This is a genomic window from Pseudomonas marginalis, from assembly GCF_001645105.1.
Lineage (GTDB): Bacteria > Pseudomonadota > Gammaproteobacteria > Pseudomonadales > Pseudomonadaceae > Aquipseudomonas > Aquipseudomonas petroselini.
Window position 1 is genome coordinate 209,340 of the sequence record NZ_LKEG01000060.1, and the last position, 16,387, is coordinate 225,726.

20 protein-coding genes are annotated in these 16,387 nt (G+C 61.7%); 15 read left to right on the top strand and 5 right to left on the bottom strand.

From position 1 onward, the window contains the following. Positions 1-135: 135 nt before the first annotated feature. Positions 136-894 (top strand): TetR/AcrR family transcriptional regulator, encoded by a 759-nt coding sequence (locus AO064_RS28690; RefSeq protein ID WP_012724971.1) that lies wholly within the window; start codon positions 136-138, stop codon positions 892-894. Between the two features lie 181 nt (positions 895-1,075). Here the strand turns inward: AO064_RS28690 and AO064_RS28695 are convergent, their stop codons facing one another. Both AO064_RS28695 and AO064_RS28700 read right to left on the bottom strand, forming a co-directional pair. After that, the gene (locus AO064_RS28695) at positions 1,076-2,137 is read right to left on the bottom strand and encodes an FUSC family protein (RefSeq protein ID WP_064055373.1); all 1,062 of its coding nucleotides are present in this window, start codon (positions 2,135-2,137) and stop codon (positions 1,076-1,078) included. A gap of 41 nt (positions 2,138-2,178) precedes the next feature. Continuing rightward, complete coding sequence (locus tag AO064_RS28700) at positions 2,179-3,795, bottom strand: NADP-dependent glyceraldehyde-3-phosphate dehydrogenase (RefSeq protein WP_064055374.1); 1,617 nt, start codon at positions 3,793-3,795, stop codon at positions 2,179-2,181. 138 nt (positions 3,796-3,933) lie between these two features. Here AO064_RS28700 and AO064_RS28705 point away from each other — a divergent pair, with 138 nt between their 5' ends. From AO064_RS28705 to AO064_RS28750, 10 genes are all read left to right on the top strand, one after another. Then, entirely contained in the window at positions 3,934-4,809 is an 876-nt protein-coding gene (locus AO064_RS28705; protein WP_064055375.1) for a Dyp-type peroxidase, read from the top strand. 180 nt (positions 4,810-4,989) lie between these two features. Further along, entirely contained in the window at positions 4,990-5,388 is a 399-nt protein-coding gene (locus tag AO064_RS28710) for a hypothetical protein (RefSeq protein ID WP_043205546.1), read from the top strand. Positions 5,389-5,621: 233 nt separating this feature from the next. Further along, a complete protein-coding gene (locus tag AO064_RS28715; RefSeq protein ID WP_064055376.1) occupies positions 5,622-5,894 on the top strand; it encodes a BufA1 family periplasmic bufferin-type metallophore in 273 nt (90 codons plus the stop codon). Further along, complete coding sequence (locus tag AO064_RS28720) at positions 5,891-6,319, top strand: DoxX family protein (protein WP_064055377.1); 429 nt, start codon at positions 5,891-5,893, stop codon at positions 6,317-6,319. The genes AO064_RS28715 and AO064_RS28720 overlap by 4 nt, the downstream gene beginning before the upstream one ends. A 21-nt stretch (positions 6,320-6,340) precedes the next feature. Beyond that, a complete protein-coding gene (locus tag AO064_RS28725; protein WP_064055378.1) occupies positions 6,341-7,096 on the top strand; it encodes an alpha/beta fold hydrolase in 756 nt (251 codons plus the stop codon). A gap of 26 nt (positions 7,097-7,122) precedes the next feature. Next, positions 7,123-7,395 (top strand): BufA2 family periplasmic bufferin-type metallophore, encoded by a 273-nt coding sequence (gene bufA2, locus AO064_RS28730; protein ID WP_064055379.1) that lies wholly within the window; start codon positions 7,123-7,125, stop codon positions 7,393-7,395. 165 nt (positions 7,396-7,560) lie between these two features. Continuing rightward, entirely contained in the window at positions 7,561-8,385 is an 825-nt protein-coding gene (bufB, locus tag AO064_RS28735) for an MNIO family bufferin maturase (protein WP_064055380.1), read from the top strand. Further along, positions 8,382-9,131, top strand: coding sequence for an HvfC/BufC N-terminal domain-containing protein (locus tag AO064_RS28740; protein ID WP_064055381.1), 750 nt, complete (start codon positions 8,382-8,384; stop codon positions 9,129-9,131). Before bufB ends, AO064_RS28740 begins: the two co-directional genes overlap by 4 nt. Before the next feature lie 161 nt (positions 9,132-9,292). Beyond that, positions 9,293-10,657 carry an MFS transporter gene (locus tag AO064_RS28745; protein WP_064055382.1) on the top strand — a complete coding sequence of 455 codons (1,365 nt, stop codon included), beginning with the start codon at positions 9,293-9,295 and terminating at the stop codon, positions 10,655-10,657. A gap of 70 nt (positions 10,658-10,727) precedes the next feature. Then, a complete protein-coding gene (locus AO064_RS28750) occupies positions 10,728-11,858 on the top strand; it encodes an MFS transporter (RefSeq protein WP_046035534.1) in 1,131 nt (376 codons plus the stop codon). Between the two features lie 60 nt (positions 11,859-11,918). Here AO064_RS28750 and AO064_RS28755 read toward each other — a convergent pair whose 3' ends face one another. Continuing rightward, positions 11,919-12,440 (bottom strand): DUF3087 family protein, encoded by a 522-nt coding sequence (locus AO064_RS28755; RefSeq protein WP_064055383.1) that lies wholly within the window; start codon positions 12,438-12,440, stop codon positions 11,919-11,921. Between the two features lie 113 nt (positions 12,441-12,553). On the opposite strand from AO064_RS28755, the gene AO064_RS31015 reads away from it, so the two are divergent. Continuing rightward, a complete protein-coding gene (locus tag AO064_RS31015) occupies positions 12,554-12,730 on the top strand; it encodes a hypothetical protein (protein WP_163825853.1) in 177 nt (58 codons plus the stop codon). A 34-nt stretch (positions 12,731-12,764) separates the two neighbouring features. Then, the gene (locus AO064_RS28760) at positions 12,765-12,965 is read left to right on the top strand and encodes a DUF6021 family protein (protein WP_046035532.1); all 201 of its coding nucleotides are present in this window, start codon (positions 12,765-12,767) and stop codon (positions 12,963-12,965) included. A gap of 41 nt (positions 12,966-13,006) precedes the next feature. Here the strand turns inward: AO064_RS28760 and AO064_RS28765 are convergent, their stop codons facing one another. Then, positions 13,007-14,017, bottom strand: a complete 1,011-nt coding sequence (locus tag AO064_RS28765; protein WP_064055384.1) for a zinc-dependent alcohol dehydrogenase family protein — start codon at positions 14,015-14,017, stop codon at positions 13,007-13,009. Between the two features lie 150 nt (positions 14,018-14,167). Here AO064_RS28765 and AO064_RS28770 point away from each other — a divergent pair, with 150 nt between their 5' ends. Then, positions 14,168-15,079 (top strand): LysR family transcriptional regulator, encoded by a 912-nt coding sequence (locus AO064_RS28770; protein WP_082894002.1) that lies wholly within the window; start codon positions 14,168-14,170, stop codon positions 15,077-15,079. 109 nt (positions 15,080-15,188) lie between these two features. On the opposite strand, the gene AO064_RS28775 is transcribed toward AO064_RS28770, so the two are convergent. Then, entirely contained in the window at positions 15,189-15,425 is a 237-nt protein-coding gene (locus AO064_RS28775; RefSeq protein WP_012724960.1) for a DUF6555 family protein, read from the bottom strand. Between the two features lie 120 nt (positions 15,426-15,545). Here AO064_RS28775 and AO064_RS28780 point away from each other — a divergent pair, with 120 nt between their 5' ends. After that, positions 15,546-16,373, top strand: coding sequence for an arylamine N-acetyltransferase family protein (locus tag AO064_RS28780; protein WP_064055386.1), 828 nt, complete (start codon positions 15,546-15,548; stop codon positions 16,371-16,373). Positions 16,374-16,387: the final 14 nt, after the last annotated feature.

Consider the following 16,387-nt stretch of genomic DNA (forward strand, 5'->3'; position numbering starts at 1 on the left):
TTGCCTCGCTCCGGGGAACCCGTCGGCCAAGGCTTTCGATCATATGGCGCAGTGTCACTACTTGCTTTCGAGCGACGGCACCGGTATAAAAAATCAAATTATTTTTTAAAACAATATTTCCCACGTGGAACTTCTATGGTCGCGAAGAAAGTCAGCGCTCCAAACATCACCAAGACTCGACTGCTGGATGCGACAGAGGCTCTCTTCATCAAATACGGCTATGACGCGGTTTTGTTGCGGCAGATTACCGAGCGTGCCCAGGTCAACCTGGCGGCGGTGAACTACCACTTCGGGGACAAGGATTCCCTGATGCAAACCCTGCTGAAGCAGCGTCTGGAGCCGCTCAACGAGCAGCGCCTGGAACTGTTGGCCCGCTGTGAAGCCGAATCCGACGGGCCGCTGGATTGCGACACGTTGCTCGGCGTACTGTTCGCCCCGGCCATGGGCCTGGAGCGCAGCGACCCGGCCAGCGCCAGTGGGGAAGGGCGTTCGTTCATCCGTTTCCTGGGGCGGGTGTACAGCGATACGTCGCCGTTTATCCAGGAATACCTCAAGGTGCATTACCAGCCGGTGTTCCAGCGTTTCTTCGAAGCCTTCGCCCTGGCGTTGCCGGACCTGCCGCGTAATGAATTGGGGGTGCGTTTGCAGTTTGCCCTGAAGGCCATTTCTGGCGTGATGGCTGGCACCGAGCTGCGCTTGTTGATGAACTCCATGAGCCTGGGCCGTCCGGCGACGGATGCCGAGGTGATGGCCAAGTTGATCACCCTGGTGTCGGCGGCGATTCGCGTCCCGCAGCAGAGCCCGGAAGCGGAACATGCGTTGGCCAAGGTGCTGGACACTCAGCGCGCCATCCGTGAACACGCCGCAGCGCCTGTCGCCAAGGCTTCTCGCTGAGCGGTTTTTCAGGCAAAAAAAAGCCCGCTGGGGCGGCGGGCTTGATGTACAACGTTTGTAACGGATGAGGCTTCACCCTACGTTCCGCGATGTGAATAAAACGTGAAAACTTTGTAAGGCAAAGTGTGAAAACCTTGAAATCCGTAAATCTTTGGGAATTTTCCTATTTCGGCGAGCGGATTCAGATTTTCCAGCGACCCGCACTCTTGGCCAGCCGCTGGCGCATCGCATCCACATTCTGCGCCAGCTGCAACGTCAGCAGCCGATAGCCATCCAACGCGCTATACACCGGCACGTCCAGCGCAGGCTCAGCACCGCTGGCGTGACTCGGCCGCTCCAATCGCTCCGTTACCCCCGACTTCAAGGCGCGCGCCATCCCCACCAATTGCACTCGAATCTGCCGGTGCTCGGCCTTCAACATCACCTGCATCCGTGCCATCGCCTGTTCATCCCGCGGATCCGGGCGCGTATTGCCGAGAATCTCCAGGGTGCTGATGCACATGCGCAGATGACGTTGGATCGTGTCCAGTTCGGTCATCGATATCCGCACTTCCTTGGACACCGACGGCATCAACGAACGCAACTGCAACATCGCCGCATTCAGCCGGTTAAGCAGCTTCAGGTGTTGATCGTCGGTGACTGACTCGCCATTAATGATCCGGCTGTAAATCTCGGCGCAATCGCGCAGCGCGCTGGCCAGGTTGTAGCGCCAGGAATACACGGCGTACAGCGGCAGGGCGAAGGAGAACGCCAGGGCCAGGACGATGCCGATCAGGATATCGACCGTGCGCCACAGGCCGTCCGAGATCGGGTTGTCTCCATGGCCCGCGACGATAAACACGGTGATTGCCGACAGCAGCGCTATATAGCCGCCCTTGCCGATGGCGTGATACGAAAAGAACCCGCACACCGCCGACATCAACAGGTAGGTCAAAAACGGCTGGCCGAAATAAGCCTGTTGCACCACCAGCACCAAACCGACGCTGGCGCCGATCAAGGTGCCGTAGGCGCGCTCCACGGCTTTCTTGCCGATATTGCCGTGGTGCTGCAAGCCGCCGATCACGATCAGCATGGTCACCGAGGCCCACTCACCGTGGGGCAGGTTGATGCCGGTGGTCAGCAGGATGGTGGCCAGCAAGCCGATGGACACGCGCACGGCGTGGATCAGCTTGGCATGGCGATAACGGCGGTACGGGTCGAGCAAGGGGCGCAGCAGGCGCCGGGCGAAGAAGGGCAGGTTCATCGGTCTTAAAGTGGCCTCAAAATTCAGGGTGTGTGTTGTTTTCAGAAGATGTAGTCGGTGGTCAGGAAGCTTGAGTCACGGTTGCGCAGGATGTCGCTGACCAGCGCCTTGTTGCTCTCCTGGAACTTGGTCGCCACCAGCGTGCGGATGGAGAACACGCGCAAGGCGTCATGCACTGACAACGTGCCTTCGGCCGAGTTCTTGCGCCCATTGAACGGGAAGGTGTCCGGGCCGCGCTGGCACTGGGCGTTGATGTTGATACGGCCGACCTGGTTCGCGAAAGCGTCCACCAGGCGCCCGACCTCCACGGCATTGGTGCCGAAGAGGCTCAGTTGCTGACCGAAATCCGAGTCCAGCACGTACTCGATCACGGTCTCCAGGTCACGGTAAGGCACGATCGGCACCACTGGGCCGAACTGTTCCTCATGGTAAACGCGCATGTGCGGGTTCACCGGGTACAGCACCGCCGGGTAGAAGAACGTGCCGCGACTTTCACCGCCGTGTTCATTCACCACCTTAGCGCCGTGTTGCGCGGCATCGGCTACCAGGCTGTTGAGATAATCTACCTTGCCTGCTTCGGGCAATGGCGTCAGCGCCACACCGTCTTCCCACGGCATGCCGGGCTTGAGCGTGGCGACTTTTTTATTGAATTTGTCGATAAAACTGTCGACGACATCTTCATGCACGAACAGGATTTTCAACGCGGTGCAGCGCTGGCCATTGAACGACAACGAACCGGTGACGGCTTCACTGACGGCATTGTCCAGGTCCACCTCAGGCAGCACGATGCCGGGGTTTTTCGCATCCAGGCCCAGCGCCGCACGTAGGCGGTGCGGCTTGGGGTGCAGCTTTTTCAAATCGCTGGCGGCCTTGTTGGTGCCGATAAACGCAAAGATATCGATCTTGCCGCTGGCCATCAGCGCGCTGACCGTTTCGCGGCCGCTGCCGTAGATCACGTTGATCACCCCGGCCGGGAAGCTGTCGCGGAACGCCTCCAGCAACGGGCGGATCAGCAGCACACCGAGCTTGGCCGGCTTGAACACCACGGTATTGCCCATGATCAGCGCCGGGATCAGCGTGGTGAAGGTTTCATTCAGCGGGTAATTGTAGGGGCCCATGCACAGCGCCACGCCCAGTGGTACGCGGCGGATCTGGCCGAGGGTGTCCTGTTCCAGCTCGAAGCGGCTGGAGCGACGGTCGAGTTCCTTGAGGGCATTGATGGTGTCGGTGATGTAGTCGCAGGTGCGGTCGAATTCTTTCTGCGAATCCTTGAGGTTCTTGCCGATTTCCCACATCAGCAGCTTGACCACCGCATCACGCTGTTCACGCATGCGCCGCAAGAACGCTTCGACATGCTGGATGCGGTCTGCCACGCGCATCGTCGGCCATTCGCCCTGGCCACGGTCATAAGCGCGCACGGCGGCGTCGAGGGCGGTGAGGGCGGTGTCGGCATCCAGCAATGGCGTGCTGCCGATGTGCACGCGTGCATCGCCCAGTTGCACCGGGCTGAGGACTTGGGCCAAGGGGCCGCTCCATACCTGCAACTGGCCGTCGACCAGGTAATCACGCTGTTCGATAGGCGCCGCCAGGCGGAACTGTTCGGGAATATCGGCGGTGGAGGTGGGAAACAGCTGGGTGAGCAGGTTGCTGGTGGTCATGTCGCTACCCCTGGAATACTTGCAAAACATGACTAGAGAGTCACCCAACACGGGGCTCTATGGCAAGGCTTGTGCGCTTTGCAGTACGCACAGGGGCGCTCGCCGGGTAAACTGCGCGGCTTTCTTGAAGGAGTTCACATGAGTCAGTACCAGCCGGGCATTCTTGCCGCACCGGTGCCGTTGCAGGCACGTCATCTGTTTTTTGCCGTGGACTCCCTGGCCGCCGTGCCTGCTGCGCTGGACGCACTGGTGCAGTGGGCCGATTCGGCGGCAGTGATCGGGGTGGGTGAGCCGCTGGTCACCGCACTCGGCGCCCGGATTGAAGGCCTGCGCGCCTTCCCGATGGTCAGCGGGCCGGGCGCGCATAACCCGTCCACCCAACAGGCGTTGTGGGTGTGGTTGCATGGCGTGGATCGCGGTGAGCTGCTGTTGCGCAGCCGCGCCGTTGAAAAGGCCCTGGCCTCGGCGTTTCGGCTGGTGCAGATGATCGAAGGCTTCCGCTACAAGACGGGCTTCGACCTCACCGACTACGAAGACGGCACCGAAAACCCCCACGACGACGCGGCGGTTGAAGCCGCCCTGACCGACAGCGGCGCCAGCTTCGCCGCCCTCCAGCAATGGCAGCACGACCTCGACGGCTTCGCCGCCTTGCCTGCACAAGAGCGCGATCACATCATCGGCCGACGCCATGGTGACAACGAAGAACTCGAAGACGCCCCCGAATCCGCCCACACCAAGCGCACCGCGCAGGAAAGCTTCACCCCGGAAGCCTTCGTGGTGCGCCGCTCGATGCCATGGGCCGAGAACGGCCAGGCCGGGTTGATGTTCCTCGCGTTCGGCCACTCCTTCGATGCGTTCGAGGCGCAACTGCGCCGCATGAGCGGCCTGGAAGACGGGATTGTCGATGGCCTGTACCGCATCAGCACGCCCTTGACCGGCGGTTACTACTGGTGCCCGCCGTTGAAGGATGGCCATTTGGACCTGAGTGCGATCCTCCCGGCAGCAAACCTCTAGACGGTGAGCGCTGGCTTGCGTGGGATAGTTTCAGCACGATCCGCCTGATTCGCGCAGGTGCCTGCCTCGCAGGCACGCTGGAACCGTCTCACCACACGCAGCCACACACTCGCTACCTGCCGGGTGTCTGTCATACAGGATGCAAGGCGCAATCGTCGAACCGTCCAGGAGCGCTCACACATGCTGATTTCACGTATTTCCATATCGCACGCCTCACCGCCGCCAAGTCCGGCCTCCACGCCCTTTTCGAAGATGTCGGATTCGGACCTGGCCAAAGCCTTTGGTGACAATTTCCAAGCGTTCAAACACCCCACGACGCCGAATGCAACGACGGATAAAATCCGCGAAGTGGCCGGTCGTTCGCTGACGGGCGACGCGCAAAAAGATAAAGAAACGCAACTGGCCCGGGAACTGCTCAAGCCCAATCGCGACAATGTGATGGCCGCACTGGACTCGGTGGATGACAAGGGCAAGCGCGACGGTGTCATCGGGCCGTGGAACCCCCAGATGGCGGCTGACCAGTTGGCCTGTAATCGCTGCATGACGGTGCAAGGGCCCACCCTGCAGATTACCTATTGATCGTGACCTGTTTTCCACCTCCTGGGGCGAGGGTCGCTTTTCAGCACTGTGTCAGTGACTGTGTATCGAACTGTATCCCCGCCCCCTCCTGATACACCCGCATGACGTTCTATCGCGTTCGCGACACAGACCGGATACACGCCTGGCGTTAACTCTGTTCACCAGTTGGCGCAGGCGGTCATCGACCCCCAAGGCGCCCTGGCCACACTCAGTCAAGCCAGGAGACTCACCCCATGAAGCGTCCTTACGCAGCCCTCGCGGCAACCCTCGCCCTGTCCCTCAGCGCTTTCGCCACCGTGGCCCATGCCGATGAGCCCAAGCCCCAGGAAAAATGCTTCGGCGTGTCCCTCGCCGGTGCCAACGATTGCGCCGCAGGCAAAGGCACCTCATGCGCCGGAACCGCCACCACCGACTACCAGGGCAACGCCTGGGTATTGGTCGACCAAGGCACCTGCACCCAGATCAAGACGCCTAAAGGCTACGGCAGCCTGACGGAACAGCCATGAACCGAGCGGCCCAGGTGGTCGTGATCCAGCGCCTGCTCCCCGAGGCCCTGCTGTTGCTGGTGGCTCGGGTGGCGATCGCGGCGGTGTTCTTCCTGTCGGGGCGCACCAAGGTCAGCGGGTTCCTTGAACTCAAGCCGTCGACCTACACCCTGTTCCGTTCGGAATACGCCTTGCCGCTGATCCCGCCGGACTGGGCGGCGCACCTGGCGACCTACGCCGAACACCTGTTCCCTCTGTTGCTGGTGCTGGGCCTGCTGACCCGTGCGTCTGCCGTCGCGCTGCTGGGCATGACCCTGGTGATCGAGGTGTTCGTGTACCCCGACGCCTGGCCGGTGCACCTGACCTGGGCGGGCCTGCTGTTGCCGCTGCTGGCGTACGGCGGTGGGGCCTGGTCGCTGGATCGCCTGATCTCGGGCAAACGTTGATAACTGTGATGGAGATTTGCAATGCGTATGCTTTCTTCCCTGGCCATGGCCCTGACTGTTCCACTGCTGGCCCAGGCGGCGGATGCCCCGCAGCCCGGCACCGGTAAAAGCGTGGTGATCGTGCCCGGTGCGTTTGTCGACGGTTCCGGCTGGCGCGTGGTACACGACATCCTGATTCACAAGGGCTACAAGGTCACCGTGGTGCACCAGGGCCACGAGAACCTGGCCGCCGATGTGGCCGAGGCGCGTGAAGTGCTGGAGCAACAAGTCGGCCCGGTGGTGCTGGTGGGCCACAGCTCCGGTGGCGCGGTGATCTCGATTGCCGGCGACCGCGACAAGGTCAAGTCGCTGGTCTACGTCTCGGCGCTGCAGCCGGAAGTGGGCGAGAACATGGCCCAACTGATCGGCTCGATGCCGGCGCCCAGCGATGGCATCAAGCAGAGCCGCGACGGTCACCTGTTTTTCGACCGCGCCAAGTTCAACGCCGACGTTGCCGCCGACCTGACCCCCAACCGCACCGACTTCATGGCCGCCTCCCAAGTGCCCGCCACCACCGCCTTGTTCGGCGGCACCGTGTGGGCCGCCGCCTGGCACAAAAAACCGACCTACGCGGTGGTCTCCACCGAAGACCGTGCGCTGAGCCCGGACCTGCAGCGCTGGATGTACCAGCGCGCCGGTTCCAAGGTCACCGACATCAAGGCCAGCCACTCGGTGTACATCTCCCAGCCCGAGGCTGTGGCGAAGGTCATCGAAGACGCTGCTTCGGTCATCCAGTAATCCATCCCAACCCCGGAGAAACACCCATGAACACTGCACTCAAGTCCCGCCTGAACCTCGCCGCCGCCGCTGCCCTGATCGCCATGGCGTCCGCTTCATTTGCCACGGCTGCCAGCGCCGCCGACCAGCCGGAAAAAACCGGCCGTTGCTACGGCGTCAACACCTGCAAAGGCACCAGCCTGTGCGCCACCGCCAAGAACGACTGCAAGGGCCTCAACAGCTGTAAGGGCGAAGGCGTGATCGTCAAGACCCCGTCCGAATGCCTCAAGGCGGGCGGCACGCTGACCGAACCGAAGTAATACCCTGACCCCCTGTGGGAGCAAGCTTTCTGTGACAAGGAAGCTTGCTGTGGCGAGGGCGCTTGCTCCCGCTCGACAGCGAAGCTGGAGCCCGCTTTTTTGGCGCGCGCGCTTGCACCCCCAGCACAAACAAACGCCCCCGCCCCAGTCTTGAAGGAGAACACAATGCCCACCCCCAACCCTCACTTCTCCGGCTACGGCCTGGGACTGCGCAAGGAGCACTACGGCGACTTCCTGGAAACCTCGGTGCCCGTGGATTTCGTCGAAGTGATCTCCGAAAACTTCATGGTCGCGGGCGGCCAGCCCCGGCATATCCTGCGCCGGGTGCGAGAGCGCTACCCGGTGGCACTGCACGGCGTGTCCCTGTCCATCGGCACGGCCGAAGGGCTGGACACCGATTACTTGCAGCGCCTCAAGTCGCTGGTGGACGAGGTCCAGCCACTGTTCGTTTCCGACCACCTGAGCTGGTCGCGCAGTGGCGGCTTCAACGCCCATGATTTGTTACCCGTGCCCTACACCGACGAAGCACTCGACCGCGTGTGCGCCAATATCCATCAGGCCCAAGACGTGCTCGGCCGCACGCTGCTGTTTGAAAACCCCTCCAGCTACCTGGCGTTTGAAGGCGCCTGCATGACCGAATGGGAATTTATTGCGGCCATGGCCAAGCGCACCGGCTGTGAACTGCTGCTGGACGTCAACAATGTATTCGTCAGTGCCAGCAACCACGGTTTCGACGCCCTGGCGTTTCTGGATGGCATCCCCGCCGAGCGCGTGCGCCAGGTGCACCTGGCCGGGCATAGCCAGGGCCGTGACATCTTGATCGACAGCCATGACAGCCCGGTCTGCAGCGGCGTCTGGCAACTGTACGCGCAGGCCATCGCCAGGCTGGGCCCCGTAGCGACCATGATCGAGCGCGATGATGAAATCCCACCGCTCGCCGAACTGCTCCAGGAGTTGTCGATGGCCCGCACCTTGGGCGCGCAACGATGAATCTGGCGCAGCTACAGCAGACCTTTCGCAGCTGGTTGGTGAGCGCGACGGACGAGTCCGCACACCGGCTGGGCAATCACCCTGCAGGCTTGGCGGTGTACCAGAACAACTACCGCGCGCAGTTGGTGGGCTGCCTGGAACAGGCGTTTCCCAACCTGCGCCGTTGGCTCGGGGAAGAGGCGTTCCTGGCCGCGAGCATCCGCCATATCGACAACCATCCACCCCACGCCTGGACCTTGGATGTGTACCCCGAGGGTTTCTACGCAACATTGAAAGCCGTGTTCCCGCGCAATCCGGATGTGCATGAATTGGCCTGGATCGAGTCGGCCCTGAATGAAGCTTTTGTCGCCGCCGATGCGCAGCCTTTGAGGTTGGAGGCGTTGGCCGAGTTGGACTGGGACACGGCGGTGCTGCAACTGACACCGTCGTTGCGCTGCCACGGCCTGACCACCAATGCCGAGGCCATCTGGTCGGCGTTGTGGCAGGAAGCGCCCCCGCCCGAGGCCGTCATGCTGGCGCAAGCGGGCGGTGTGTTGGTGTGGCGGCGCCAATTCACCTCGCGCTTGCGCCAGGTGGAGGCGTTGGAGCTTCAGGCGTTGCAGCAGGTGCAGGCCGACGGCAGTTTCGCCGGGCTGTGCAAGTGGTTGGTGCAGCGCCTGGGCGAAGAGGCTGGCGTGATGCAGGCAGGTGAGTACCTGGCCGGTTGGCTGGGCAGTGAATTGATTGTGGGGGTGAGTCATGTGTGAACGTCGTCGGCGCCCCAAGCCGGTTTTGCCGAAGCCGTGGGCGTGATGGCGAGGACCGGGCCCTGGCGAACATGAAAATACTGACAGCCACCCAATCCAGCACTGAAAAAAATCGCCGCAGCCCTTAATCTAAAGGCCTTTGTCACCTGCGCGGATTGTTCATGTCTTCTGTTGCCGATGGGTTGCCCCTCAATAAACGCCTGCCTGCCGTGATCGCGATCTCCCTGGGGATCGGCATGGCGACCCTGGACACGGCCATCGTCAACACGGCGTTGCCGACCCTGGCTGAGGGCATTGGCACTGATTCCGCGTCGGTGATCTGGGTGGTCAACGCCTACCAGTTGGCGATCATTGCCACGGTGCTGCCGTTTGCGTCGCTCAGTGATGTGCTGGGGCACCGCCGGGTGTATCTCGGCGGGCTGCTGCTGTTTATCGTGTCGTCGTTGTTTTGCGGCCTGGCCGGGTCGCTGCTGACGTTGACCGCCGCGCGGGTGGCGCAAGGTCTGGGAGCGGCGGCGATCATGAGCGTCAACACGGCGCTGCTGCGGCATATCTACCCGTCAAAAATGCTCGGGCGCGGCCTGGGCTATAACTCGTTGGTGGTGGGGCTGGCATTTACGTTGGGGCCGACTGCTGCGTCGGCGATCCTGTCGGTGGCGACCTGGCACTGGCTGTACCTGATCAACGTGCCGTTGGGCTTGCTTGCCTTGGCACTGGGCCTGCGTTCATTACCCACGTTGCCGATGACCGGGCATGCCTTTGACCGACTCGCGGCGTTGTTGTGCGCCGGGCTGTTTGCCCTGCTGGTGCTGGGGCTCGGTACGGCCGTGCACGGCGCCCAGGGCGCGCTGACGTTGGGCCTGATCGCCGTGGCGCTGGTGTGCGGCGTATTGCTGCTGCGGCGCCAGGCCGGGCACCCGGCGCCGATGCTGGCACTGGACCTGTTCAAGCGCCCGGTGTTTGCCTTGTCTTCCCTGACTGCTATTTGTGCCTTCAGCGCCCAGGGCCTGGCCTTTGTGTCGCTGCCCTTCTTGTTGCAGGCGGTGCTGGGCCATAGCCAGGTGGAAACCGGTTTCCTGATGACGCCCTGGCCGGCGGTGGTCGCGGTGATGGCGCTGGTGGCGGGGCGCCTCGCCGACCGGGTGTCCCTGGGTTTGCTGTGCGGCATCGGCCTGTTGATGCTCAGCGTGGGGATGGCCGCATTGGCCAGCCTGGACAGCGGCGCCTCGGCGTTTGATATCGGCTGGCGCATGGCACTGTGCGGCGCCGGGTTTGGATTCTTCCAGTCACCCAACCTCAAGGCGTTGATGACCAGTGCGCCGTTGGCCCGCAGCGGTGGGGCCAGCGGCATTGTGGCGATTTCGCGCTTACTGGGGCAAACGCTGGGGGCGTCGCTGGTGGCCCTGTGTTTCCACCTGTCCCTCGCCAGCGGCCCGCATTATGCGCTGTGGCTGGGCTGCGGGTTTGCAGGGGTGGGGGCCGTGGCCAGCGGCTTGCGTCTGTTGCCCTATGGGAAAAAGCCATGATTGGGCGTTGTAAAACACCGGTGTGGAAGGCTACCGTGGCGACCTGAGTATTTCGGGATGTTTCAGATTTATGTCCAGCCTGGCCCTCCGTACCGCTGATACGAACTCCCGCCGCGCCGCGCTGACCCTGGCTTTATGCTTGCCCAGTGATGTGCTGCTGTACCTACTACTGCCGATGGAATCCCAGGCGTTCGGCATCACCCTGGCCCAGGCCGGGGTGCTGCTGGCGGCTAACCGCCTGGTGCGGATTTTCGGCTACCGGCATGTGCTCAATTTCTACGCGCGCAACGGCGACCGCCTGACCTGCATGATTGCCGCCGGTGCGGCGACCCTGTGCGCCGTTGGCAACTCGCTGTTGTCGGGTTTCGCTGCGTTGTTGGGGCTGCGGCTGGTGTGGGGCCTGTGTTTTGCCGCGTTGAACCTGTCCACCCAAGTGTTGGCCACCTCGGAACCGGCCGGCGCCGCACGCCGGGCCGGGCGTTCCCGTGCGCTGATCGCCCTCGGGCCGATGCTGGCGCTGCCGTTGGGCGGCTGGTTGACGCTGTGGGCCGGGCCGCGTCCGATCTTTCTGATTCTGGCCGGGTGCTGCCTGGTGGGCGTGTGGATGGCGCGCGGCTTGCCGACGGTGGGGCATGATTTGCACAGCACGCCGGGGCGGCGCTTCAAGTGGCCGGACAGCGTGGCGGTGTGGTCGTTTATCGAAGGGGTGGCGTTGGATGGCCTGTTTATCTTCGGCCTGTCGATCCAGGCACAGAAGCTGCTGGGCGGTGATGCGGTATTGATCGCCGGTGGCCTGATGGCGCTGCGCTATGTCTCGGAAATGCTCCTGAGCCCCCTGGGCGGCCGCGCGGCCCAGCGGTTTGGCGCCACCTCGATGCTGCTGCTGTTTTCGTTCCTGAGTGCCCTGGCCCTGACCGCATTCGGCAGTTACTGGGTGATCGTCGGCGCGGCGGCGGTGCTGGTGCTGCGCGCGCTGCAACTGCCGCTGGTGACCACCTTGGTGGCCGAGCGCAACCCCGGTTCGATGCGCGTGTCGGCCCTGGCCTCGAATGCCGTGTGGCGGGATATCGGCGCCGGCCTCGGGCCCTTGCTCGCCGGCCTGCTGCTGCCGATTGCCTCGGCGCCGTGGGTGTTCGGCCTGGCGGGCTTGGCGATTGCGGTGAGCGCGGTGTTCTGCTGGCGGGCAAAGCTTTCCAACTGACGCCGTGAGGTGGTGTGTGTCCGTTCAAGAGCACTTCGTAAGCGTGCGAGTCCTTCAGGTTTAAGCGCTTTTTAGCGCTTGCAGCCAGGCGGGGTCGAAACGGGTTTGCTCGGTATCGATCCCCAGCGCCTGCATCTTGGCTTTATGTGCCTCGACCTCGGCGACCAACTGCACCTGGGCGCTGGAGTTGGCATCCAGTTCATGCATCTGCGTGAGGCCCAGGTGATAGAAACGCAGCACTTTGATTGCCGTCGGGTCATTGGCCTGGACCTGCTCGGTGACCTTGTGCATCACATTGGTCACGCTCATCAGGCAGCGCTTTAGTTGCCAGCCATACACCGCCGGCGCCAGCCACGGCTGAGTCCAGAAGGGGCCACGCACCAGCGCCACGGTGATCAGCACCCCGGCGAAAACGCCGCCGACATTGAAACGTAAATTGTCACCGCCGGGCTCGCCGAACAGCATCACCGCCAGGCTCGACAGCAACATGGCCAGGGCCAGGAACAGCACCGCGACAATCAGCGTGCTGCGTCGGGTCTGCTGGCGGAAGGTGACAGGGTCGCAGGGTTTGAGCTCGAACATCCGGGTCGTATCTCCAGAAGGGGCCAGCATCATCTCACGCTTGGGCAAACAAGTTGAACGATGACGCAGGGCGGTTTCTCTAAACCTGTGTAGACCCTTTGAGGTGAACCATCATGTCTGAATACAACCAGCCACCGCCCGGTACCCCGAACCCTGACCGCACACCCGGTGAGGAGGAGCGCGACAACGATGCGTTGCGTCCCAACGACCCGGCGGAGCGTCAGGACGACGACGTAGAACGCGTAGAGGAAGACCTGGAAAACCTCCACGACAAAGCCCGCCCGCTTTAAACAAGGCCCGTCCGTTTCTTATAAGGAGAGCACCGTGATTGATACTCCGAAAGGCCCGTCTTCAGACGAGCATTCCAGCGGTAAGGATGAGTTGGGTTTTGACCCGGATTCGCCGGACGTGGCGGACCCGCAGGTTGATCCTATCGGCCCGGCTATTGCGCCGTTGGATAAGGACAAGAAAGACAAGGATGAAAAGAAGCCGGCCTATGATCCGTTGGGCGACTTGAAGCCATAGCGAGGTGTAAGACAAGGCGCCCTGTTGGCGCCTTGGCGAGATCAAGCGATCTTGATGACAACCTTGCCAAATGCGCCCCGCGCAAGATGCTCGTAAGCCTCTCGCGCTTTTTCAAACGGATACACCTGATCGATCACCGGACGTATGTTGTGTTCGTTGAGGAATGCGTTCATTCGGTCGAACGATGTGCGTGGCGCCACGGCAATACCACGAAGGGTTGTCTGGCGAAAAATCAGCGGCATCAAGTTGAGTTCAACGGTCTGTCCTGTCAGGAAACCGATCTGCGCAATACGCCCGGACGCCTTGGTCGCGGCCACTGATTGGTTGATGCCGCTGCCACCGGCTACATCGAGCAGCACATCCACACCTTTGCCATCGGTCAGCTTCAGCACGTCGTCTGCCCAGTTGGGGGACGTTCTATAGTTGATTCCCGCTACGGCTCCCAGCCTCTTTACAGCGTGCAGATTCTCACCGCTACTTGACGTTGCGATCACCTTCGCGCCAAGCGCAGTGGCGATCTGCACGGCAAATATGGACACACCGCCAGTGCCTTGGACCAATACGGTTTGCCCAGGCTGAATCTGTCCAAAGTCCACCAGCGAGTACCACGCGGTGAGCGCGGCAATCGGCAGCGTTGCCGCCTCTTCATCGCTCATGTTATCTGGCGCACTCACGGCACTGTTTTCGTGGATGATCATGTACTCGGCCAAACCTCCCGGTAAGGGCGAGCCGAAGCAGTAATCCGGCTCATTGGGCCCAGGTTCGCCATCCAGCCAACGGGAATATAGGTGCGAGTTGACCCGGTCACCGATTTTGAAGCGTGTGACGCCGGCACCCACCGCAACCACTGTGCCGGCTGCATCACTCACCGGGATCAGAGGTTTGGGCACCGTATGCGGTTCATAGATGCCGTCGACGATTGCCTTGTCGCGAAAATTGAGCGAGACCGCGCCGACTTTCACCAGCAATTCACCGACCTTGGGTTGTGGGGTTGGTACCTCTCCCACCTGAAGGTTGGCGAGTCCGAAATCTTTCAATAACCAGGCTTTCATTGCGAATCTCCAAAACGAATCAAACGCTGCAAACCGCTGTGGTTTGCCATGAGCGCATTGTTCGCCGTTGGAGCCGTGCAATAAATGCAAACAAAATGACATGATTGTTCTATTCTCAGGCAACAATTGCATCTGACCGGGTAATGCATCATGGAATTGCTGCAATCAATGCGACTGTTTGCCAGGCTTGCTGAGCTGGGCAGCTTCACGAAGGCCGCCGAGTCGCTGGACATCGGGCGGCCTCAGGTCACCCGGTATATCCAGGAGCTGGAAACGTCTTTGGGCGTGCGCTTGTTCCAACGCACCACAAGAAAGGTGGCGCTGACCGCCGAGGGCGAGCGGTTCTATGCGCGGGTGCAGGAAATTCTTGCGGATATTTCTGCCGCGACCTCGATGTTTGATCGCACAGGCGCGACGCTCGCGGGCCGACTTCGCGTCGATATCCCGAGCGCTTTTGCGCAAATGGAATTCATCCAGAGCCTGAAAGCGTTCACGACCACCTTCCCCGGCATCGACATGGTGCTGGGCGTGACCGATCGAGCCGTTGACCTGATCGGTGAAGGCATTGACTGCGCACTACGAATTGGCAATTTGCCGGACTCGACATTGATCGCTCGTCCCATCGCAATGGCAACCATGGTGACATGTGCCGCCCCTGCGTATCTGGAAGAGCATGGCGAACCCCAGACACTCGACGACTTGGTTTCCCATCGAGGCGTCAACTTCTTGTCCGGGCAGAACAATAGAACGTTACCTTGGCATTTCACGGTAAAAGCTCAGCCTCGGACGTTCGTGAGTAGCGCCGGTATCACGGTTACCGAGTCGAACGCTTACGTCCAATGCGCCGTGTCAGGCTGCGGCATCATCCAAGCGCCAGGTATCACCGTAGCTGAGTATCTGGACCGCGGCGTTTTGGTAGAGGTTCTGAGGCCCTATCGGCCAGCACCTCGGCCTGTCTCGGTGCTGTACCCAAGCCGGACGCATCTGGCCCCGCAGGTCCAGGTTTTTGTGGAATGGCTGCAAGAGGGCTTTGCGCAGCTATATCCTGGGTGGGTCGAATAATAGCGATCATTGAGGCGGTGGCGTGGCACTGCGTTGAGGGCAAAAAGTCGCTTCGAAAACAGCTCGGCAATACGCAAAAGCCCCGCCTCACACGGCGGGGCTTTTCCCGTTACTTCGGCGCAACCCACGTCACTTCAGTAATCCCAAACTTCTCAGCCCACGGCCGAGTCGTTTTCTTCACCTGCTCGTGCCCCACGCGGCCCACGCGACTCACGTGCGCAATATCGGCATCGACCGCCGCCCAGTGCCAGGCCTCGGCGTTGTTCATCACTTCGGCACGCACCACAAAGGACTTCGGTTTGCCATGCAGTTGGTAGTGGATGGTGTAGATTTTTGCGGTACTCATGTTGCCTCCCTGTGTTGTTATAGATGGATACGGGAGCGTTCAAAAAGGTTCATTCAAAATGACAATCTGCATGCTGGCGCGGCATAGTGACGTCTTCATCTCGCGCCCAAGGATTGCGCCATGCCTCTGCTGACCCATAGCCGCCTCTATCTGCAACGCTTGGGCTATGACGCGCCGCCAGCGCCGACCCTGCAGACGTTGCAGGCTCTGCAACTGCGTCATGTGTGCACCTTTGCTTTCGAAAGCCTGTCGACGTTGATGCGCCAGCCGGTGCCGATCGACCTGCCCAGTGTCGAGCAAAAAGTGCTGCTGGAGGGACGGGGTGGTTATTGCTATGAGCTGAACCAGATGTTCCTGGCGCTGTTGCAGGAACTCGGCTTTGATGCACGCGGCATTACCGGCCGGGTGGTGATGGGAGGGCCGCCGGATGCGCACACGGCGCGCACCCATCGCTTGAGCCTGGTGACCCTGGACGGCGTGCGTTATATCAGCGATGTCGGCTTTGGCGGCATGGTGCCCAGCAGCCCGTTGCAGTTGGACACTGAAGCGCTGCAGGCCACGGCGCATGAACCTTATCGCCTGACCTTTGACGGGCAGGGCAGTTACACGCTGTGGGCGCAAGTGGCCGGGGAGTGGCGTGGCTTGTATGTGTTCGATCTGCAAGTACAGGCGGGCATCGACTATGAAATCGGCAACTGGTACGTCTCCACGCACCCGGGTTCGCCCTTTGTGGGCCAGCTGAAAGTCGCACGCTTGGCGCCGGGTAAACGCTATACGTTGAACAACGCCAGCTACGCGGTTCATTACCTGGATCGGCCGAGCGAAAAACGCACGCTTGGCAGTGCCGATGAGCTGCTGGATGTGCTGGGCAGGACCTTTGACATTCAAGTGCCGGTCTCGGCGCCGCTTCGCCAGATCCTTGATAGCCTCGTAGTGGCTGTTTCTTGAGAGTATTGATCCAG